General features: G+C 71.9%; 22 protein-coding genes. 17 read left to right on the plus strand and 5 right to left on the minus strand.

What is annotated here, in order from left to right; genetic code table 11:
* Positions 1-43 precede the first annotated feature (43 nt).
* Complete coding sequence (locus BLT36_RS04545; protein ID WP_092092318.1) at positions 44-400, plus strand: hypothetical protein; 357 nt, start codon at positions 44-46, stop codon at positions 398-400.
* On the opposite strand, the gene BLT36_RS04550 is transcribed toward BLT36_RS04545, so the two are convergent.
* Entirely contained in the window at positions 382-2,265 is a 1,884-nt protein-coding gene (locus BLT36_RS04550; RefSeq protein WP_092094313.1) for a gamma-glutamyltransferase family protein, read from the minus strand. The genes BLT36_RS04545 and BLT36_RS04550 overlap by 19 nt on opposite strands.
* 89 nt (positions 2,266-2,354) lie before the next feature.
* Here BLT36_RS04550 and BLT36_RS04555 point away from each other — a divergent pair, with 89 nt between their 5' ends.
* From BLT36_RS04555 to BLT36_RS04575, 5 genes are all read left to right on the plus strand, one after another.
* Positions 2,355-2,762 (plus strand): ArsR/SmtB family transcription factor, encoded by a 408-nt coding sequence (locus BLT36_RS04555; protein ID WP_092092320.1) that lies wholly within the window; start codon positions 2,355-2,357, stop codon positions 2,760-2,762.
* On the plus strand, positions 2,759-3,235 hold the full coding sequence (locus tag BLT36_RS04560; RefSeq protein WP_092092322.1) for an SRPBCC family protein: 477 nt from the start codon (positions 2,759-2,761) through the stop codon (positions 3,233-3,235). The genes BLT36_RS04555 and BLT36_RS04560 overlap by 4 nt, the downstream gene beginning before the upstream one ends.
* A 153-nt stretch (positions 3,236-3,388) precedes the next feature.
* Complete coding sequence (locus BLT36_RS04565) at positions 3,389-4,576, plus strand: peptidoglycan DD-metalloendopeptidase family protein (RefSeq protein ID WP_092092324.1); 1,188 nt, start codon at positions 3,389-3,391, stop codon at positions 4,574-4,576.
* A 127-nt stretch (positions 4,577-4,703) separates the two neighbouring features.
* A complete protein-coding gene (locus BLT36_RS04570) occupies positions 4,704-5,507 on the plus strand; it encodes a sulfite exporter TauE/SafE family protein (RefSeq protein WP_092092325.1) in 804 nt (267 codons plus the stop codon).
* Positions 5,504-6,154, plus strand: a complete 651-nt coding sequence (locus BLT36_RS04575; RefSeq protein ID WP_175529482.1) for a DNA alkylation repair protein — start codon at positions 5,504-5,506, stop codon at positions 6,152-6,154. The genes BLT36_RS04570 and BLT36_RS04575 overlap by 4 nt, the downstream gene beginning before the upstream one ends.
* 17 nt (positions 6,155-6,171) lie before the next feature.
* Here the strand turns inward: BLT36_RS04575 and BLT36_RS04580 are convergent, their stop codons facing one another.
* Positions 6,172-6,540 (minus strand): nuclear transport factor 2 family protein, encoded by a 369-nt coding sequence (locus BLT36_RS04580; protein WP_092092329.1) that lies wholly within the window; start codon positions 6,538-6,540, stop codon positions 6,172-6,174.
* Positions 6,541-6,549: 9 nt separating this feature from the next.
* On the minus strand, positions 6,550-7,377 hold the full coding sequence (locus BLT36_RS04585) for a polysaccharide deacetylase family protein (protein ID WP_092092331.1): 828 nt from the start codon (positions 7,375-7,377) through the stop codon (positions 6,550-6,552).
* A 106-nt stretch (positions 7,378-7,483) separates the two neighbouring features.
* Here BLT36_RS04585 and BLT36_RS04590 point away from each other — a divergent pair, with 106 nt between their 5' ends.
* The 7 genes from BLT36_RS04590 to BLT36_RS04620 all read left to right on the plus strand — a co-directional run bounded on the left by BLT36_RS04590 (position 7,484) and on the right by BLT36_RS04620 (position 12,870).
* Entirely contained in the window at positions 7,484-8,359 is an 876-nt protein-coding gene (locus BLT36_RS04590) for an aminoglycoside phosphotransferase family protein (protein WP_092094315.1), read from the plus strand.
* 132 nt (positions 8,360-8,491) lie between these two features.
* A complete protein-coding gene (locus BLT36_RS04595; protein WP_092092333.1) occupies positions 8,492-9,685 on the plus strand; it encodes a zinc-dependent alcohol dehydrogenase in 1,194 nt (397 codons plus the stop codon).
* Positions 9,685-10,761, plus strand: coding sequence for an NAD-dependent epimerase/dehydratase family protein (locus BLT36_RS04600; protein ID WP_092092335.1), 1,077 nt, complete (start codon positions 9,685-9,687; stop codon positions 10,759-10,761). The genes BLT36_RS04595 and BLT36_RS04600 overlap by 1 nt, the downstream gene beginning before the upstream one ends.
* Before the next feature lie 139 nt (positions 10,762-10,900).
* The gene (locus BLT36_RS04605; RefSeq protein WP_092092337.1) at positions 10,901-11,125 is read left to right on the plus strand and encodes a hypothetical protein; all 225 of its coding nucleotides are present in this window, start codon (positions 10,901-10,903) and stop codon (positions 11,123-11,125) included.
* A gap of 98 nt (positions 11,126-11,223) precedes the next feature.
* Positions 11,224-11,757, plus strand: a complete 534-nt coding sequence (locus tag BLT36_RS04610) for a hypothetical protein (protein WP_092092339.1) — start codon at positions 11,224-11,226, stop codon at positions 11,755-11,757.
* 20 nt (positions 11,758-11,777) lie between these two features.
* Complete coding sequence (locus tag BLT36_RS04615; RefSeq protein WP_092092341.1) at positions 11,778-12,197, plus strand: DUF6314 family protein; 420 nt, start codon at positions 11,778-11,780, stop codon at positions 12,195-12,197.
* A 4-nt stretch (positions 12,198-12,201) separates the two neighbouring features.
* Positions 12,202-12,870: a pentapeptide repeat-containing protein gene (locus tag BLT36_RS04620; protein WP_092092344.1), complete on the plus strand. Its 669-nt coding sequence runs from the start codon at positions 12,202-12,204 to the stop codon at positions 12,868-12,870.
* Here BLT36_RS04620 and BLT36_RS04625 read toward each other — a convergent pair.
* Positions 12,855-13,835: an NAD(P)/FAD-dependent oxidoreductase gene (locus BLT36_RS04625; protein ID WP_092092346.1), complete on the minus strand. Its 981-nt coding sequence runs from the start codon at positions 13,833-13,835 to the stop codon at positions 12,855-12,857. The genes BLT36_RS04620 and BLT36_RS04625 overlap by 16 nt on opposite strands.
* A 67-nt stretch (positions 13,836-13,902) precedes the next feature.
* Here BLT36_RS04625 and BLT36_RS04630 point away from each other — a divergent pair, with 67 nt between their 5' ends.
* A complete protein-coding gene (locus BLT36_RS04630) occupies positions 13,903-14,511 on the plus strand; it encodes a helix-turn-helix domain-containing protein (protein ID WP_092094317.1) in 609 nt (202 codons plus the stop codon).
* On the opposite strand, the gene BLT36_RS04635 is transcribed toward BLT36_RS04630, so the two are convergent.
* Positions 14,508-15,491: a LacI family DNA-binding transcriptional regulator gene (locus BLT36_RS04635; protein ID WP_092094319.1), complete on the minus strand. Its 984-nt coding sequence runs from the start codon at positions 15,489-15,491 to the stop codon at positions 14,508-14,510. The two genes, BLT36_RS04630 and BLT36_RS04635, sit on opposite strands and share 4 nt — an antisense overlap.
* 139 nt (positions 15,492-15,630) lie before the next feature.
* Between BLT36_RS04635 and BLT36_RS04640 the strand changes: the two genes are divergently transcribed.
* The 3 genes from BLT36_RS04640 to BLT36_RS04650 are packed head-to-tail and all read left to right on the plus strand — an operon-like array spanning position 15,631 to position 18,909.
* Positions 15,631-16,899 (plus strand): sugar ABC transporter substrate-binding protein, encoded by a 1,269-nt coding sequence (locus tag BLT36_RS04640; protein WP_092092348.1) that lies wholly within the window; start codon positions 15,631-15,633, stop codon positions 16,897-16,899.
* Between the two features lie 4 nt (positions 16,900-16,903).
* Positions 16,904-17,947 carry a carbohydrate ABC transporter permease gene (locus tag BLT36_RS04645; protein ID WP_254787329.1) on the plus strand — a complete coding sequence of 348 codons (1,044 nt, stop codon included), beginning with the start codon at positions 16,904-16,906 and terminating at the stop codon, positions 17,945-17,947.
* Complete coding sequence (locus tag BLT36_RS04650; RefSeq protein WP_092092350.1) at positions 17,944-18,909, plus strand: carbohydrate ABC transporter permease; 966 nt, start codon at positions 17,944-17,946, stop codon at positions 18,907-18,909. The genes BLT36_RS04645 and BLT36_RS04650 overlap by 4 nt, the downstream gene beginning before the upstream one ends.
* The last annotated feature ends 28 nt before the right edge of the window (positions 18,910-18,937 follow it).

Raw genomic sequence — 18,937 nt, forward strand, 5'->3', positions numbered from 1 at the left:
AGTGACGCAACGGGCCCGTCGGGGCACCGGGCAGGAGGGGACCATGGCCGGGAACGCGGACTACACCGAGGCCGTCGCACGACCGCGGAACGCGGGTGGCGCCGACAGCGCGGTGACGATGGGGATCCCCTACGACGCGCCGGAGCGGGGCGCCGGTGCATCCGACGCGGGATCGCTCACGACCCTCGGGCTCGTGTGGCGGATCGTCGCGTCGCTCGTGCTCGCAGCGCTCGGCGTCAACGCGGTCGTGCAGATCGTCCGGATCATGGTGCAGCCCGAGCCCCTGTGGGTCGCCGCGCTCGGCATGGCGGTCCTCGCGATCGTGACGCTCGCGTACCCGATCGTCAACGTGGTCCGCTGGGTGCGGGCCACGCGCCGCCGTCAGCGACCGGCCGCGTAACCCTGCGCGCCGCGGGAGTTCGCGGCGGCGCCGAGCACCCCGGTGTCCGGGTCGCGCGTCACGCACGACAGGCGCCCGAGTGACCACTCGCCGGCGCGGGTGACCACGTGACCGCGGGCCTCGAGTCCGGCGATCACGTCGTCACCGAGCCGGTCCTCCACCACCAGGCCGGCGGGCTCCCACGTGCGCGGCCAGAACGACCCCGGGAACGACGTCGTGTGCATCGCCGGCGCGTCGATCGCCTGCTGCGGCGAGTACCCACCGACGATCCACCGGAGCAGGAACAGCAGCTGCCACTGGTCCTGCTGGTCGCCGCCGGGGGAACCGAGCGCCGCCACTGGAGCGCCGTCCCGGAACACCAGCGTCGGGGTCAGGGTGGTCCGCGGGCGCTCGCCCGGCCGCAGGGTCGACGCGGTGCCCTCCTCGAGCCAGGTCATCTGCAGTCGGGTGCCGAGGCAGAAACCGAGCTCCGGGATCGTGGGCGACGACTGCAGCCACCCGCCGGACGGGGTCGCGCTGACGATGTTGCCCCAGCGGTCGACGACGTCGATGTGGCACGTGTCGCCGCGGGTCTCGCCGTCCGGGGCCACGAACGGCTCGCCGCGGTCCTCGACGGGCGCGGCCGGCGGGGTCGTGGTGTCGCGGCTGACCCGCACGGTGGGCTCGCCGACGCCCTGCCCGGCGACCGCTCCGGCGCGCTCGGCTTCCTCGGCGGTGCGGACCGGGGGCAGTGCGTGCTCCACACCCGGGACGGTGCCGGGCCGGAGCTCCGCGGACGCACGGTCGCCGATCAGGGCGCGGCGCTCGTCGGAGTACGCGTCCGAGAGCAGGACGTCGAGGGGGACGTCCCCGTCGCCGTAGAACGCTTCGCGGTCGGCCAGCGCGAGCTTCTGCGCCTCGGCGATCGTGTGCGCGCCGACCTCGGTCGACGGGTCGAGCAGCGCGTCGTCGAGCGGGTCGAGCAGTCGGAGCGTCTGCAGGAGCGCGGGTCCCTGCCCCCACGCGCCGGTCTTCGCGATGGTGCACCCGCGGAACTCGGCGGTCGTGGCGGGTTCGTAGGACGCCCGGAACGCAGCGAGGTCGGACGCGCGGACGACGCCCGCGTGGTCGGTGCCGGACGAGTGTCGGTGCGGCTCCTGCAGGAAGCGCTCGATCGCGTCCGGGACGAAGCCCTCGGCCCACTCGGTCCGTGCCGCGTCGATGCGGCCGGACCGGCTGCCGGCGCCGTCGCCGGCGGCGACCAGCCGGTCGAGGACCGAGGCGAGCGCCTCGTTGCGCAGCAGGTCGCCGGGGGCCGGCACCGCGCCTCCAGGCAGCCACTGCGCTGCGGAGGTGGGCCAGTGCTGCTGGAAGAGGTCCTGGACGGCGGTGATGGTGCGGACCACCGCCGGTGCGACCGGGTGCCCGTCGCGCGCGTAGCCGATGGCGGGTGCGAGGACGTCCGCGAGTTCCCACGTGCCGTGGTCGCGCAGCAGCAGGAGCCAGGCGTCGACCGCGCCGGGGACGGCCGCGGCGAGGGCTCCGGATCCGGGGACCAGGTCGAGTCCCTCGGCGCGGTAGTGCTCGGGGGTCGCGCCGGCCGGTGCCGGGCCCTGGCCGGACATGACGACGGGAGTCGGGTTGGTCGCCGTGGCGAACACCGCGACCATGTCGCCGCCGGGACCGTTGAGGTGCGGCTCGACGACGTGCAGGACGAAGGCGCCCGCGACGGCTGCGTCGAACGCGTTGCCACCCCGCTCGAGGACCGACTGCGCCGTGGCCGTCGCGATCCAGTGCGTCGCCGCCGCCATCCCGAACGTGCCGCGGAGGTCCGGACGCGTGGTGTGGGTGGCGGGCGGGACGAAGGCGGGGTTCGGCGTCGACATGGACCCATCTTGCATCTTGCGGGGTCCCGAGAAGGCGCGCATACTGAATGCAACGGTTAATTAACCGTTGTGTTCTGCAAGGAGGCGACATGGAGACCGACCGGCTCGACGCCGTGCTGTCCGCCCTCGCCGACCCGATCCGCCGACGCATCGTCGAACGGCTCGGGAAGGGCGAGGCCACCGTCACCGACCTCTCCGCGCCCTTCGACGTCAGCGGTCCCGCGATCTCACGGCACCTCGGCGTCCTCGAACGGGCCGGCCTCATCAGCCGCGAACGACACGGGACGTGGCGCACCTGCCGTCTCCGGCCGGAGGCCGTCGCCGAACTCGGCACGTGGCTGGGCGGGCTGCGGCCCGACTGGGACCGCCGGTTCGACAGCCTGGAGGCAGTGCTCGCCGCCCGCGCGTCCGTCACCCCCGCCACGCACCACCACGACACTGCGTCGCAGCACCGCGACACCGCGTCGCACCACCACGACGACCAGGAGCAGCCATGACCGAACAGTTCACCGCCCACACCACGCACCGGTTCGCGTACCCGGTCGCCGACGTCTACCGGGCGTTCGTCGACCCGGCGCTGCTCGCGCTGTGGTTCGGGCCGCTCGGCTTCCACGTCCCCGTCGCGACCGTCGAGGTCGACGCCCGCGTCGGCGGCGCGTGGAACCTCACGATGGTCAGCAACGACAACCCCGAGTGGGCGTCGCCGGTGACCTCGACGCTGCAGGAGATCGAGGAGAACCGGGTGATCGTCGGCACGCAGGTCGCGAACGGCATCCCCGGGATCGAGGACGGCACACCGCTGTCCCTCACGCTCGAGTTCGCCGAGGACGGCGACGGCACGATCGTCACGCTCACCCAGGGACCCTTCCCCGAGGTCATGCGCGACATGAACATCGCCGGCTGGACCCAGTCCTTCCACAAGCTCGAGGCGCTGCTCGGTGCCCCGAAGGAGTTCTTCCAGATGCCGTGACACGCCGCCGTGGCCCCGGAACTGGGGTTCACCCGTCCCGGTCGAGGGGGTTGTGCTGCCTTCCTGAAAAGGTGACCATCGTTCGGCGGCGCGTATCGGGCGTGTCGCCGAACGGTCGCGCAGGGGCGCGTCCGGTTCCGAGGCAGGGGTTCCATGAGCAGCACACCGTCGACCGTCGCGCGCGCAGGGCGACTCCCACGCATCGCGGCAGCCGTCGTGGCACTCGCCGTCGCGGCGGGTGCGATCGTCGGGTTGGCGGAGCCCGCCTCCGCCGCCACCGTGGTCTACAAGGGATCCGTCCCCGCCGGCACGACGATCTACCCCGGTGACACCGTGACGTCGCCGAACGGACAGTTCCGCCTCGTCATGCAGGGCGACGGCAACCTCGTCGAGTACGGCATCGGGAACGCGGTCCTCTGGGCGTCGAACACCTCGAACCAGCCCGGCGCCGTCGCGGTCATCGGCCGGAACCGAGCGCTCGACATCATGCGCGGCACCACCCGTGTCGCACGCTGGGCATCGGCCGGCAAGCCGCAGTCCACCAAGTTCGAGCTCCGCGGCGACGGCACGATGGTCCTCTGGTCCGGCACGACCGCGATCGTGAACTGGAACAACTTCCAGAGTCGCGTCCCCGCCGGCAGCACCCTCCTCGCCGGCACCACGCTCCGAGCCGACAGCTCCAACGACCGTACCTTCAGCATGCTCAGCAACGGCGTGCTCCAGCAGCGCCTCAGCGGCAAGGTGGTCTGGGCGACCAGCACCGCAGGCAACACCGGTGCCTACGCCGCCGTGCAGACGGACGGCAACCTCGTCGTGTACTCGGCGGCGAAGAAGCCCCTGTGGGCATCGAACACCAGCCGAGCCGGTGGCGGCTCGCTCATGGTGCAGGTCGACAACAACGTCGTCCTCTACGGCAAGAGCGACACCCGCAGCTGGTCCACCCGGCCGGTCTCCGGGCTGTTCTGGCCAGTCGCCAGCACCAAGATCTCCGGCAGGTACAACGACGATCGCGGTGCCGGACACGTGCCCCGCTACCACCAGGGCACCGACGCGGCGGTCGGAACCGGAACGCCGGTCTACGCCTCGGCCACCGGCACCGTGACGAGCACCGTGGCGAACAACGCCTCCTACGGCAACTACGTGATCGTGACGTACGGCATGACGACCGTCCTCACCGCGCACCTCAGCAAGATCGAGGTCAAGCAGGGCCAGATCGTGTCGAAGAACACCGAGATCGCGAGGTCCGGCAACACCGGGCAGTCGACCGGGCCGCACGTCCACGTCGAGGTCCGGCAGGGCGGGACGCTGACCGACCCGCTGAAGGTGCTGCACTTCCGCTGACACGCTTCCCCGGCCCGCGGTGGCACTCCGCACAACCGAAGTCACCCGGAACCACGCAACCGCGCGGTTCCGGGTGACTTTCGTCGTGCGGGAGGGCCGGGGCGACCGCGCGTCTACGCTGGAGGGGATGGAGCAGCGCGGTGGGCAGGTGGTCGTCCTCGTGGCGATCGGGATCGTCGCCGGGGTGCTCTCCGGCCTGTTCGGGGTCGGTGGCGGGGTAATCGTCGTGCCCGCTCTGATGGCGTTCCTCCACCTCGATCAACGCCGGGCCTCCGCGACGTCCCTCGTGGCGATCGCCCCCGCGGCCGTGGTCGGCGCGATCACCTACGCGCTGCAGGGCGAGGTGCACTGGCTCGCGGCCCTGACCCTGGCGGTCGGCAGCGTGGTCGGCGCCCCGATCGGCGCACGGCTGCTCCGGGCGCTGCCGCTGCGGGTCCTGCCGTGGATCTTCGTCGGGTTCATCGCGGTGGTGCTGGTGTCCCTGTTCACGAGCGTCCCCACCCGCGGCGGCGACGTGCACTTCGGGATCGTGGAGGCGCTCGTCCTGCTCGTGCTCGGTCTGCTGTCGGGTGTCCTGTCCGGGTTGGTGGGGGTCGGTGGCGGGGTGGTCATCGTGCCCGGACTCGAGGTGGTCCTGGGCGCGGGTGACCTGCTCGCGAAGGGCACGTCGCTCCTCACGATGGTGCCGACGTCGGTGTCCGGGACGGTCGCGAACCTGCGTCGGCGCGCGGTTGACCTGCGCATCGGTCTGACGGTGGGCGTCACGGCGGCGGTGTGTTCTCCTGGAGGCGCGTGGATCGCCCGCCTCGTCGACCCGCAGGTGGGCACCTGGCTCTTCGCCGCGTTCCTGGTGGTCGTCGCGGTGATCGTCCTGGTGCGCGGTCGCCGGGCCGCACCCGAGGACGAGGCGACCGTCGGCGAGGTCGCGTGACGCGCCTCCAGGCCAGTGGCGGACGCAACCCGGCGGACGCGGAAGCCGTCCTGACGGCGTTCGCGCGCACGGCCGGTGACGTGCCGGCGGCCCGCAGGGTCGCGCGGCAGTTCGCCGGCCTCGACGAGGGTGAGCGGTCCGCGCTGCTGTGGAGCGAGGACGCGGGTGCGCGGCTGATCGCGGTGCTGCTCCTCGTGCAGGCGATGCGGGAACGACCGGACGCGGCACTGACCGACGAGTACCTGTCGGCGGCGAAGGCCGAGCGGTTCGACGACACCGCGCTGGTGGACCTCGCGGCCGAGGAGCTCGTCGGCGCCCCGCTCGTCGGAGGTTCGACGGGGCCGCTGTTCGCGCTCGTGAAGTCGGACGTGGCGATGGTGCGGCGGATCGCGGTGGTGGCGACGCTGGCGTTCGCGAAGCAGGGCGACGCCGAGGTGCCGCTCGGGATCGCCGGGCGGCTCGTCCGCGAGCGGAGCGACACGGTGCAGTCGGCGCTCGGGTGGGTGCTCCGTGAGACCGGGAAACGCGCGTCGGAGGACGCCCTGATCGGGTTCCTCGAGCGGAGTGGACGCTTCCTGACGCCGGCCGCCCGGTCGACGGCGACGGAGCACCTGCCGCCGGCGGAGCGCGACCGGCTGCGGGGCTGAGCGCCGGTCCTCGCGGCTCAGTCGGCTTGGTCGGCCTCGGCGAGGACCGTGGTCAGGGAGACGACGACACCGTCCCGCACCTCGATCACGTCGATGCCCCGGACCTCCGGCGCGCCGACCGGACCGAAGCCCCACGCGAGTGCGCCGTGGGTCGCGGAGACGTACCGGCGGCCCTCCTCGACGAACTGGAACGCGCCGGGGACCGCGTCGAGGAGCGCGGCGGCCTTCTGCTCGAGGGCGTCCCACCCGGTGACGGTGCCCTCCGGGTCGGTGAAGGCAACGTCGGACGCGAACGTGCGCTCGATCGCAGCTCGGCGAGACGCGGCGTCCCGGTTGCCGAAGACGTCGTGGAGGTTCGCGGTGAGGAGCTCGGAGACGGTCGTCATGCGCGGAGGCTACCGCGCGAAGACGTCGTCCAGCGTGAACGTCGCGAGGTGCCGCTCGTCGAGGAGTCGCCGGAGCCGGGGGAGCGCACCGATCGTGCCCGGGAAGTTCGCGTGGCCGATCACGATGTGGGCGGGCTGGAACCACTGCTCCGCGAACCCGACGATCTGGTCGGACGTGATGTCCCCGGAGTCGGCGAGCGAGCCGTACCAGAGCAGGGGCGTGGTGTAGCCGACCCGTGCGGCCGCCGCGTCGACGCGGGCGTCGTGGTAGCCGAAGGGTGGTCGGAAGTAGGGGCGGGCGTCCACGCCGAAGGTCCGCTCGATGAAGTCGTGGTTCCGGGTGAGTTCGTCCTCGATGCCCTGGTCCGTGAGCTTCGTCAGCGCCGGGTGGTCCCAGGTGTGGTTGCCGAGCTGCACCTGGCCGGACGCGACGAGTGGCCGGAGGAGGTCTGCGTGCTCGGTCCAGCTCGGTCGGACGCCGTTCACGAAGAAGGTGATCCGCGTGCCGGTCGCGGCGGCGAAGCGGGCGTATGCCGCGACCACGTCGGCACTCGCGCCGTCGTCGACGGTCCACGCGATGCCGGGGGTGCCGTGCGGGAGCCCGGTGATCGTCCCCGCCGGCCGCGCGACGGGCGCGATCGTCGGAGTCGGAGTCGGAGTCGGAGTCGGAGTTGGAGTCGGACTCGACGTCGCCGTCGGGGCTGCCGTGGGGACGGCGGACCGCGACGGTGTCGAAGCGGGGACGTGGCCGTCGACGGCACAGGCGGCGAGCACCGCTGCGGCGAGCGTGCCGGTGGCGCCCGCGAACAGGGCGCGGCGGGTCGTGCGGTGGTCCATCGGGTCCAGCGTGGTCGTCCGGCCGGTTCCGTACATCGGCGCAGGGGCGGACTCGCACTGGCCGATCGGCCACCGACCGGTGGCCGATCGTGGCTACGGTGGGCCCATGCACACCGAGGTGCCCCCGATCGACGACGCACTGGTCCGCCGGCTCGTCGCCGCGCAGTTCCCGGAGTGGTCCGACCTGCCGGTGCGGTCGGTCCCGCACCAGGGGTGGGACAACCGCACGTTCCGCCTCGGGGACGAGCTGTCCGTCCGGCTGCCGAGCGCGGCCGGGTACGTCCCGGCGGTCGAGAAGGAACAGGACGTGCTGCCCTCCCTTGCCGGACGACTGGACGTCGCAGTCCCCGAGCCGGTCGCGCTCGGCGAGCCCGGCGAGGGGTACCCGTTCCCGTGGTCCGTGCGGCGGTGGCTCCGGGGGACGGTGGTCGACGATGCGGTCGGCCTCGACCGCCTGCAGCTCGCGGAGGACGTCGGCGCCGTGCTGCGGCAGCTCCGGTCGATCCCCGCCGCGGGCGGACCGGTCGCGGGAGCGCACTCGTTCCACCGCGGAGCGCACCCGTCGTACTACGCCGATGAGGTCCTCCGGGCGCTCGACGCTCTCGACACCGCCGTCGACCGGACCGCCTGCGAACGGGTGTGGGACGAAGCCCTCGCCACGACCTGGGAGCACCCCGGCGTCTGGTTCCACGGCGACGTCGCACCCGGGAACCTGCTCGTCGACGACCACGGCCGACTGTCGGCGCTCATCGACTTCGGCACGTGCGGCGTCGGCGACCCGGCGTGCGACCTGGTGCTCGCGTGGACGTTCCTCGACCCGGCTTCGCGGCCGGCGTTCCACGAGGCAGCGGGGCTCGACGACGCTGCCTGGGCACGCGCCCGCGGCTGGGCGCTCTGGAAGTCGCTCATCATGCTCGCCGGCAGCGCCGGACCGGGCGACCGCGCCGAGCACGAACGGGTGCTGGCAGCCGTCCTCGGCTGACGTGCTCGACCGACGGCGACCGGACAGCGGGACCCGGGGCTGTGAACGCGCCACGCGGCGGAGGCGTAGCGACGAGGGGAACGCGGGTCGCGCCTCCAGGCCGGCTCGAAGCGACGACGAGAGGAACGCGACGTGCGCGCACTGACCTGGCAGGGCACCGAGAAGGTGTCCGTCGAGACCGTCCCCGACCCCACGATCCAGGAACCCACCGACGCGATCGTCCGGATCACGTCCACCGCGATCTGCGGCTCCGACCTGCACCTGTACCGGGTGCTCGGCCCGTACATCGACAAGGGTGACGTCCTCGGGCACGAACCGATGGGCATCGTCGAGGAGGTCGGCAGCGGCGTCACGAACCTCAAGGTCGGCGACCGCGTCGTCATCCCCTTCAACATCTCCTGCGGCCACTGCTGGATGTGCCGCCACGGACTGCAGTCGCAGTGCGAGACCACCCAGGTGACCGAGTACGGCACCGGCGCGTCCCTGTTCGGCTACACGAAGATGTACGGCCAGGTCCCCGGCGGTCAGGCCGAGTACCTGCGCGTGCCGCACGCCGACTACGGCCCCATCGTCGTGCCGTCCGACGGCACCCCGGACGACCGCTGGCTCTTCCTCAGCGACATCCTGCCCACCGCGTGGCAGGGCGTGCAGTACGCGAACGTGCCCGAGGGCGGCACCCTGGCGGTGCTCGGCCTCGGCCCGGTCGGCCAGTTCGCGGCCCGCATCGGCAAGCACCTCGGCTACCGCGTCCTCGCCGTCGACCCCGAGGAGGTCCGCCGCGACCTCGGGGCGAAGCACGGGGCCGAGGTGTTCGACCTGTCGAAGGACCTCGTGTCCGAGCTCGTCGACCGCACCGACGGCCGCGGACCCGACGGGGTCGTGGACGCCGTCGGCATGGAGGCACACGGCAACCCGGCCGCCGCCTTCGCGCAGCGCGCTGCCGGCCTGCTGCCGGACAAGCTCGCGCAGAAGGCGATCGAGACGGCGGGCGTCGACCGGCTCGCCGCCGTGCACACCGCCATCGACCTGGTCCGCCGCGGCGGCACGGTCTCGCTCAGCGGGGTCTACGGCGGGATGGCCGACCCGATGCCGATGATGACGCTGTTCGACAAGCAGATCACCATCCGCGAGGGCCAGTGCAACGTGAAGCGCTGGATCGACGACATCATGCCGCTCGTCTCCGACCCGTCCGACCCGCTCGGCACCCTCGACCTGACGACGCACCGGGTCTCGCTCGAGGACGCCCCGCACATGTACGAGGTGTTCCAGAAGAAGGAGGACGACTGCGTGAAGGTCGTCCTCGACCCCGCGATGGCCGCCGCCTGATGCGGGTCGTCGTCGTCGGCGCCACCGGGAACGTCGGCACCGCCGTGCTCCGGCGGCTGGCCGAGGCCCGGCTCGCCGGCGACGGCCGGGCGGGGAGCGGAGGCGGCGGTGGTGATGCCGGTGGCCTCGACGTCATCGGGGTCGCGCGACGCCTGCCGGACGCCCACGTCGCGCCGTACGACGTCGCGCTCTGGCACGCCGTCGACATCGGAGCGCCCGACGCGATCGACCGACTCGCGGCGGTGTTCCAGGGAGCGGACGCCGTCGTGCACCTGGCGTGGGCGCTGCAGCCGACGCACGACATCCCCGCGCAGCACCGCACGAACGTCACCGGCACCGAGAACGTGCTCGCCGCCGTGGCCCGCGCCGGAGTGCCGCAGGTCGTCGTCGCGTCCTCCGTCGGGACCTACCGCGGCGTGGACGTCGACGGCAAGCGGACTCCGGTGGACGAGTCGTGGCCGGCCACCGGCATCCCGACGGCGACGTACTCGATCCACAAGGCCGCGAACGAAGCCGCGATGGACCGGTTCGAGGCGGCGAACCCGTCCGTGGTCGTCACGCGGCTCCGTCCCGGCCTGGTCTTCCAACGCGCTGCGGCGGCGGAGATCCGCGGGCTGTTCCTCGGACACCTCGTCCCGATGTCGATCGTCCGATGGATCCGGTGGGCCGTCCTGCCCCTGCCGTTGCCGTTCGTGTTCCAGGCCGTGCACGCCGACGACGTCGCCGACGCCTACTGGCGCGCGATCGACCGGCGGGCCGGAGGCGCGTTCAACATCGCCGCTTCGCCGGTGCTCAACCCACCGCGGATGGCGCGCGCGTTCGGGATGCTCGGTGCGGTCCGGGTACCGATGTGGCTCATCCGCGGGCTCGTCACGCTCACCTGGCGGCTGCGGATCCAGCCGACCGACGCCGGCTGGGTGGACATCGCGGCGCGCGTCCCGATCATGCGGACGGACAAGGCTCGCTCGGAGCTCGGGTGGGAGCCGCGGCACACCTCGGAGGAGGCGCTGCGGGAGCTCGTGGCCGGGTTCGCGGACGGTGCGAGGGTGCCGGCCTCGGGGCCGTTGCGCGGGTGACGGGCGGCGCGCCGAGGCGTACCAGGGCGGACGTTCCGACCGGGTACGCCCGATTCCGCTGTCATGCCGGCGTCGTGGGAAGCCTCGGACGCTCCGGGGCGGTACGCTCACGGCATCGCACGAGCACGAGGGGGCCGCGATGGCGTTCGAGGAGACCCACAACCCGCTGATCCCGGACGGATTCGCGGCCATCGGGACAGCGGTGACCATCGGGGCAGTCCTCATCGGTGTCGGCTTCGTGATCGCGATCGCCGTGGCGATCTACCGCGCCACACGGATGGCGAACCGCGGGCAGAACCCGCTCACGCTGCAGGAGGACATCGCGCACCGGGCGATGCAGAGCCAGACGCTCGCGCCCGTGTAGTCGCTGGAGCAGCGGCTCGCCGAACTCGACGACCTCCACGAGCGGGGGATCATCAGCGACGACGAGCACCGGTCCGCCCGGACGGACACGCTCCGTTCGTGACGATCGCCGACTTCGACGTCGAGCCTGCCGTCGGTCCCCGGTTCTGGGCACGACTGCTCGGCATCGCCGGTCTCGTCACCGGGGTCCTCGCGATCATCGGGTGGCCGTTGCCGATCGTGTCGGGGCGCGGCAGCAGCGAGCGGCACGCCTGGGCCCGGACCGTGCAGGGCGTCCAGGACTGGATGGCCCACGACGGGTGGCGGATGTCCGGTTCGTCGTGGGCGTGGGGCGGTCTCGCGGTGCTCGCGCTCGGAGGCGTGGTCGCCGTGGTGCGTCCTGCCTGGAACGATCGCTGGAGGGTCGCCGTGGTCGTGGTCCCGGGCGGGGTGCTCCTGGTGCCCGGACCGCTCGTGCAGTGGGCAGCCGGTGCGCCGTACTCGAACTACGGCCTGCAGTGGACCGGTGGAACGGTCGTCGGCATCGCCGCGGTGTGCGTGGGCGGAGCGCTGTTCACCGCGTTCCGGAGGCTGGCGCGACGCGAGGCCCGACAGTCGGACGACGTCAACCCGCCCCCACGTCGGCCGCGCTGAACCGCACGTAGGCTGACGGGATGCTGCTGCCGACGGACCTGCTCGGGGAGTGGGACCTCCGACGCACGGTCGACGACCGGCGAGCGGGCGCCTCGGGCACGGTGACAGGGACGACGACGCTGACGAGGACGAGCACCGACGAGGTCCGCTGGGACGAGTCGGGCACGATGTCCTTCAGCGGTCGCGAGACCCCGGTCTCCCGGACGCTGTTCGTGCGTCGTGGCCCGGACGACAGCTGGACGGTCCACTTCTCGGACGGCAGGGTCTTCCACCCGTGGGCGTGGGGGACCGGGGTCTCGCACTGGTGCGACCCGGACGACTACAGCGGAACCCTCGGCGGCGACGCCGACCACTGGACGGTGCGGTGGGCGGCGACGGGCCCCGCGAAGGACTACGTGCTCGTCAGCGAGTTCCGACGTCGGTCCCACCCGCCAGACTGAGTGCATGGCACGCAGCTCCGGGGGCACCGATGCCCCGCGCATCACCCTGACCGAACCCGCTGACCTCGAGGACTGGACGCCCGGCCCCGGGGACGTCCTGACCGGTGACCGGATCGAGGGGAAGCGCATCGAGACGTTCGACCTGTCGGGGGAGCGCCTGCCGGACCTCGAGATCGAGGAGTCCGTCATCGGGACGCTCCGGGCGGACTCCGCGGACCTGCGCGGGCTCCGGGTCCGCGACTCGATCGTGGAGACGCTCGACGCCCCGGTGTTCAAGGCGTCGAGCAGCTCGTGGCGCGAGGTCCGGATCGCCGGTGGTCGGGTCGGTTCCGCCGAGCTGTACGACGCGGGACTGAACGGCGTCGAGTTCGTCGGGATGAAGCTCGGGTTCGTGAACCTGCGCGGGTCGACGCTGACCGACGTGGTGTTCCGCGACTGCGTGATCGACGAGCTCGACATCGCCGACGCGCGGCTGCTCCGGGTGTCGTTCGACGGCACGCGGATCCGCGCCGCCGAGGGGTCGAACACCCGCATCGACCACGTGGACCTGCGCTCCGCCGACCTCGATCGCGTGGAGCGGCTCGAGGGCTTGCGCGGTGCGACGATCGGTGCCGACCAGCTGTACACGCTCGCTCCACTCCTGGCGGCGCAGGCGGGCTACCGGGTGGACTGAGCGGGCTCGCTCGCCAGTGCCGCCGCCAGGTCGGCCTGCACCAGGTCGCCGTGCACCGCGGCGCCCGCCTGGGTCCCGGCAGCGGCCGATGCGATGACGGTCGCCATCGGCGATGCCACGTTGCCGGCCGCGTACACGCCGGGCACGGTGGTGCGGCCGGCGGCGTCGACGGTCAGCGCGCTCCCGAGGCGGAAGTCACCCATGAGCTGGTCCTCGGCGACGAGTCCGATGCCGTCGAGGAAGGACGCTCGCGCCTCCGCGGTGCTCGCCGCCGCCAACGCGTCGAGTGCGACGACCTCACCGGTGCCGAGTTCGACCCCGGTGAGCACGTCGTCCGACGACAGGACGCGGGTCACGGATCCGTCGCGGACGGTGATCCCACGGGCGAGCAAACCGGCTCGGGTGGTGTCGTCGACGAGCGTCGGGTCGGTGACGAACGCGGTGACGTCGTGGCTGAGCGCCCGGAACATCAGGGCGTGGTGGGCACCGAACGGCGTGGTCACCAGGATGCCGATCCGGCGGTCGCGGATCTCCCACCCGTGGCAGAACGGGCAGTGCACGACACCGCGTCCCCACTGTGCGGCGAGGCCCGGGACCTCCGGCAGGACGTCCACGGCACCGGAGGCGACGACCAGCCTGCGCGCCGTGACGACCGCACCGGAGTCAGTGGTGACCGAGAAGCCGATCGGGTCGACGCCGTCACCGTTCGTGGCGGACGTGGCCACGATCCTCCCGGCCGTCACCTCGACGCCGTAGGCGGCGACCTCGTCGCGCCCGATCCGGTACAGCGCCGACGGCGCCGCACCCTCGCGCCCCAGGTAGTTGTGCACGCCTTCCGCGGGAGCGTTCCGGGGTTCGCCGGCGTCGACGACGAGGACGGAACGGCGGGACCGCCCGAGGATGAGGGCTGCTGACAGCCCGGCGGCCGAGCCGCCGATGACGATGACGTCGTAGTGATCACGCATGCGGTCATCCTGCGGATCGAGCGTCAAGGTTGGCAAACTCCGTTGCTGCCCTGGCAACATGGTCGCCATGGTGCACAGCCGGGAGGAACGGATCACCCCGCGTACGACCGCGCAGGTCGTCGACGGGGTCGGCCCGCGACTCCGGGCGCTCCGCGCGCACCGGGACGTGACGCTCGCGTCGCTCGCCGCGGAGACCGGGATCTCGGTCTCGACGCTCTCACGGCTCGAGTCGGGCCAGCGGAGGCCGACCCTCGAACTGCTGCTCCCGCTTGCACGGGCCTACCAGGTGCCGCTCGACGACCTGGTCGGGGCGCCGCAGACCGGAGACCCGCGAGTGCACCTCAAGCCGGAGATGCACGGCGGTCGGGTGGTCGTGCCGCTCACCCGGCGGACCGGGGGCGTGCGGTCGTTCAAGCAGCTGTTCCCACCGCACTCGCCCGGTGGTGAGCCCTCGCTGCGGACCCACGAGGGGTACGAGTGGCTCTACGTCCTGTCCGGACGGCTCCGACTGCTGCTCGGCGAGCACGACCTCGACCTCGGGCCGGGCGAGGTCGCCGAGTTCGACACCCACACGCCGCACTGGATCGGCAACGTGACGGACGAGGTGACCGAGGTGCTGTGCCTGTACGGGCCGCAGGGGGAGCGGGCGCACGTGCGGTCCCGGCCGTCCCGCTAGGCGCGCCACACCACCTCGGGGGCGAGCAGCCGGTGCCCGGTCGACGCCGGCAGGACCGTCCGACCGGCGCCCATCAGCAGCTCGACCGCTGCGGACGCGACGGCCACGAGGGGCTGCTCAACGCTCGAGATCCCGAGCGCTTCGGCGACCGGCGTGTCGTCGTAGCCGACCACCGGGACGTCCGGGCCGAGCGCGAACCGGGCTCCGAGCGCCAGGGTGTCCGACGCGCAGACGAGTGCATCGAAGTGTGTGCCGGCCTCGATCGCCGTCGCCACGGTCCGGGTCGCCGCGGTGACGTCGTCGTGACAGGTGAGGACGAGGTCGGCGGAGCCCCTCGCCCCCATCGCCGCCTGCCAGCCGCGACGCCGCTCGTCACCCTGCCCGGACGGGCTCGGCCAGCCGAGGAACCCGACCCGGTCGAGGCCCCGCTCGACGAGGTGCGCGGTGGCGTCGTGCAGGCCGGCGCGTCCGTCGACGTCCACCCACGGGTGCGGGGCGGCGTCCATGTCCGGGAGACCCCAGGGCCTGCCGAAGGTGACGAACGGGATGCCCCGCGAGCCGAGCCAGGCGGCGCGGGGGTCGCCGTGGAAGGTCGAGCTGAGCACGAAGCCGTCGACGTCGGACCCCTCGACGAGTCGCTCCATGTGGTCGAGCTCGTCGTCGATGTCCGTGGCGGTGAAGAGCAGGATCCGCATCCCGCGCTCGTCGGCGCTCTCGACCAGGGCGTGCAGGAAGCGGTCGAGCACAGCGCCGGAGATGCCGTGCACCGGTTCGAGCCGCACGCCGAGCGTCGAGCTCTGCTGGGTGCGGAGCCGCCGAGCGGAGGCGTGCGGGCGGTACCCGAGGTCCTGGATCGCGGCCGTGACGCGTGCGAGCGTGTCCGGGCGGACGACCTCGGGTCGGTTCAGCACGTTCGACACGGTCTGCCGGGAGACGCCCGCGGCGAGCGCGACGTCGGCGACGGTGGCGGGGTGCGACATGGGGTTCACCGTAGCGCCTCCGAGGTGTATGGTCATCTCGTTTGATCGATCAAATTGAACGATCAAATGCCCACGGCAACCGACCGCGGCTCGAACGACCAGCACCAGCACCAGCCCGAACTCGACGAGGAGTCCACCGATGCAACGACGCACAGCACGCATGCTGACCGCGGGAGCGATGGCGCTCACCGCAGCCCTCACCCTCTCCGCCTGCGGCTCCGGCTTCACCGGGTCCGGCGCCGGTGACTCCGCGAGCGGCGGGACCGGCAAGCTCACCTCGAGCGACAAGGACCTCACCGTGCTCATCGGGTCGTCCGGCGACGCCGAGACCGCCGCCGTGAAGAGCGCGGCGGCCGCGTGGTCGAAGCGCTCCGGCACCGGCGTGTCCGTCCAGGCGGCGAACAACCTCGACCAGCAGCTCGCGCAGGGCTTCGCCTCCGGCAAGCCCGCCGACGTCTTCTACGTCAGCACCTCGTCCCTCACCGGGTACGCCTCGAACGGCTCCCTCCTGGCGTACGGGGACGACCTGACCAACAAGCAGGACTTCTACCCGACGCTGACGAAGTCGTTCACCGTCGACGACCAGCTGTACTGCGCCCCGAAGGACTTCTCCACCCTGGCGCTGTTCATCAACACGAAGGACTGGAAGGCCGCCGGCCTCACGGACAGCGACGTCCCGACGACCTGGGACCAGCTCGCCAGCGTGTCGAAGAAGCTCACCGAGAACGGCCGGGTGGGCCTCGCGATGAGCCCGCAGTACGAACGGCTCGGGGCGTTCATGGCGCAGGCGGGCGGCTCGCTCACCAACGCCGACCAGACGAAGGCGACCGTCGACTCCGCGGCCAACGTGCGGGCGCTCGACTACGTGAAGGGCCTGCTCGACGACGGCTCGATGCGGTTCTCCAGCGACCTCGGTGAGAGCTGGGGCGGCGACGCGTTCGGCAAGGACAAGGCGGCGATGACGGTCGAGGGCAACTGGCTCACCGGCGCGATGTCGTCGAGCTACCCGAGCGTCGACTACAAGGTGGTCGAGCTGCCGAAGGGGCCGAAGGGTGCGGGCACGCTGCAGTTCACGAACTGCTGGGGCATCGCCAAGGACTCGCCGAACCAGAAGGCGGCGTTGTCCTTCGTCGAGAAGATGACGAGCACGACGCAGCAGCTGGCGTTCGCGAAGGACTTCGGTGTGATGCCGTCCGTCGAGTCCGCCGCGGGCAAGTGGAAGCAGGAGTACCCGCAGTACGCCGCGTTCCTCGACCAGGCACCGGACGCGCAGGGCGTCCCGAACAAGGCCGGGACCGCCGATGTCATCGCGGACTTCGACTCGAAGCTCGGCAGTCTGCAGTCGACCGACACGAAGACCCTGCTCGAGGGCGTCCAGAAGAACATGGCCGCCGCGCTGAAGGGCTGAGACCGTGTCCCGGAAGAACCGCGCCGAGGCCGTCTCCGGCTGGCTGTTCACCGCGCCGACGATCATCGTGCTCGGCCTGTTCCTCGCCGTCCCGGTGCTCATGGCCCTCTGGGTGAGCGTCTCCGACTGGCACGGGGTCGGCAGCCCGTTCTCCTCCGACGTCTCGTTCGTCGGCGGGCAGAACTACGCGAAGATCCTCGCCGGCGGTGGTCTCGACGAGCAGAACTTCGGCACCGCGCTGCGGAACAACCTCTGGTACGTCGTGTTCGTCGTGCCGCTGCAGACCGCCGTCGCGCTCGGCCTCGCCCTCCTCGTGAACGGGCGGGCCCTGCGCGGGCGCGGGTTCTTCCGGACCGCGTTCTACTTCCCGTCGGTCACCAGCTCGGTCGCGATCACCGTCCTCTGGCTGTTCCTGTTCTCGTCGACCGGCGCGGTGAACAAGATCATCAGCTGGGTCGGCATCAACGGGCCGAACTGGTTCAACGAACCGACCGGTCTCTTCCACCTGGGAGCCGGGAACCCGCCGGCCGTCCTCGCCGACCACACCATGCTCGGGATCTCGTGGTGGGACTGGACCGCCGGGCCGTCGGTCGCGATGACCGCGTTCATCCTGCTGGCGGTGTTCACGACGAGCGGCACGTTCATGCTGCTGTTCCTGGCGGCGCTGCAGAACCTGTCGCCCGACGTCGACGAGGCCGCGATGATCGACGGCGCCGGCTCGTGGACGCGCTTCTGGCAGGTGACCCTGCCGCAGCTCCGCCCGACGCTCTTCACGGTGCTGACCCTCGGTCTGATCGGGACGTGGCAGGTGTTCGACCAGATCTACACGGGCACGAAGGGCGCACCGGCGAACACCACGCTGACGCCGGCGTTCCTGTCGTACCAGACCGCCTTCGGGCCCAACCAGCAGTGGGGTGCGGGCGCGGCGATCGCGTTCATCCTGTTCGCCATCATCGTCGTCTTCACGCTGCTGCAGCGCTGGGCGCTCCGCGAGCGCCCCGTCTCCCGTCGACGGATGCGCTGGATCGAGAAGGGAACCACACGATGACGAGCGCACCCACCTCGGCGACCGCAGGCGGCGGGACCGGCGGGGCCCGCGCCTCCAGGCCGGATCAGCCGGGAGGCGCGGTACCGGACCTCCGCGCCGCCACCGTCACGCAGGCGCCCGGTCCGGGCCGGCGGCCACGCCGGCTCACGCCGCGTGGCATCGCCCTGCTGGTCGTCGGGATCGTGATCGCGGCGGTCTACCTGCTGCCGTTCTACGTCGCGATCGTGAACTCGTTCAAGACCGACCAGGACGCCTCGCTGCACCCGCTCGCCCTGCCGGCCACCTGGACGGCCGCGGCGTTCCGGACGCTGTTCCAGAACTCGGACTTCGGGATCTGGACGATGAACTCGGTGATCGTCGCGGTCGTCGTCACGCTCGGTCGGATCTTCTTCGACTCCCTCGCCGGGTACGCGCTGGCCCGCCTGCGGTTCCGCGGTCGGCAGACGGTGTTCGCCCTGATCATCGCCGTGATGGCGGTGCCCGGCGTGGTGCTGCTCATCCCGAAGTTCCTCGTCATCAACCAGCTCGGCATGTACGACTCGTACTCCGGCATGATCGTGCCGCTGCTGGTGGACGCCGCCGGGGTGTTCATCATGAAGAACTTCTTCGAGTCGATCCCGGCCAGCGTCGAGGAGCAGGCGAAGATCGACGGCGCCGGCACCTTCCGGACCTTCTGGTCGATCGTGCTGCCGATGGCACGGCCGGCCGTCGTGACGATCACGATCCTGTCGTTCCAGGGGTCCTGGAACGAGCTGCCCCAGTTCATCGTGTCGGCGTCCTCGCCCGGGCTCACCACGCTCACCAAGGGTGTCGCGTCACTCGCGTCCGGAGCACTCAGCGCCGGGAACCAGTTCCCGGTGAAGCTCGCGGCGGCGTTCGTCATGACCATCCCCGTCGCGGTCGCGTTCTTCGTGTTCCAGAAACGGATCATGAACTCGAGCGACGGAGCCGTGAAGGAATGAGCACCGCCCCGAACACCATCGACCCGCT

It is taken from the genome of Curtobacterium sp. UNCCL20 (assembly GCF_900101675.1).
Taxonomy (GTDB): Bacteria; Actinomycetota; Actinomycetes; order Actinomycetales; family Microbacteriaceae; genus Curtobacterium.

Excerpts from the sequence above, each read along its gene's own strand:
- BLT36_RS04550 (WP_092094313.1), bottom strand. The coding sequence starts at position 2,265 with ATGTCGACGCCGAACCCCGCCTTCGTCCCGCCCGCCACCCACACCACG.
- BLT36_RS04620 (WP_092092344.1), top strand. The coding sequence starts at position 12,202 with ATGGCACGCAGCTCCGGGGGCACCGATGCCCCGCGCATCACCCTGACC.
- BLT36_RS04630 (WP_092094317.1), top strand. The coding sequence starts at position 13,903 with ATGGTGCACAGCCGGGAGGAACGGATCACCCCGCGTACGACCGCGCAG.
- BLT36_RS04635 (WP_092094319.1), bottom strand. The coding sequence starts at position 15,491 with ATGTCGCACCCCGCCACCGTCGCCGACGTCGCGCTCGCCGCGGGCGTC.
- BLT36_RS04560 (WP_092092322.1), top strand. The coding sequence starts at position 2,759 with ATGACCGAACAGTTCACCGCCCACACCACGCACCGGTTCGCGTACCCG.
- BLT36_RS04640 (WP_092092348.1), top strand. The coding sequence starts at position 15,631 with ATGCAACGACGCACAGCACGCATGCTGACCGCGGGAGCGATGGCGCTC.
- BLT36_RS04580 (WP_092092329.1), bottom strand. The coding sequence starts at position 6,540 with ATGACGACCGTCTCCGAGCTCCTCACCGCGAACCTCCACGACGTCTTC.
- BLT36_RS04625 (WP_092092346.1), bottom strand. The coding sequence starts at position 13,835 with ATGCGTGATCACTACGACGTCATCGTCATCGGCGGCTCGGCCGCCGGG.
- BLT36_RS04555 (WP_092092320.1), top strand. The coding sequence starts at position 2,355 with ATGGAGACCGACCGGCTCGACGCCGTGCTGTCCGCCCTCGCCGACCCG.
- BLT36_RS04585 (WP_092092331.1), bottom strand. The coding sequence starts at position 7,377 with ATGGACCACCGCACGACCCGCCGCGCCCTGTTCGCGGGCGCCACCGGC.
- BLT36_RS04600 (WP_092092335.1), top strand. The coding sequence starts at position 9,685 with ATGCGGGTCGTCGTCGTCGGCGCCACCGGGAACGTCGGCACCGCCGTG.
- BLT36_RS04545 (WP_092092318.1), top strand. The coding sequence starts at position 44 with ATGGCCGGGAACGCGGACTACACCGAGGCCGTCGCACGACCGCGGAAC.
- BLT36_RS04615 (WP_092092341.1), top strand. The coding sequence starts at position 11,778 with ATGCTGCTGCCGACGGACCTGCTCGGGGAGTGGGACCTCCGACGCACG.
- BLT36_RS04590 (WP_092094315.1), top strand. The coding sequence starts at position 7,484 with ATGCACACCGAGGTGCCCCCGATCGACGACGCACTGGTCCGCCGGCTC.
- BLT36_RS04650 (WP_092092350.1), top strand. The coding sequence starts at position 17,944 with ATGACGAGCGCACCCACCTCGGCGACCGCAGGCGGCGGGACCGGCGGG.
- BLT36_RS04605 (WP_092092337.1), top strand. The coding sequence starts at position 10,901 with ATGGCGTTCGAGGAGACCCACAACCCGCTGATCCCGGACGGATTCGCG.
- BLT36_RS04565 (WP_092092324.1), top strand. The coding sequence starts at position 3,389 with ATGAGCAGCACACCGTCGACCGTCGCGCGCGCAGGGCGACTCCCACGC.
- BLT36_RS04570 (WP_092092325.1), top strand. The coding sequence starts at position 4,704 with ATGGAGCAGCGCGGTGGGCAGGTGGTCGTCCTCGTGGCGATCGGGATC.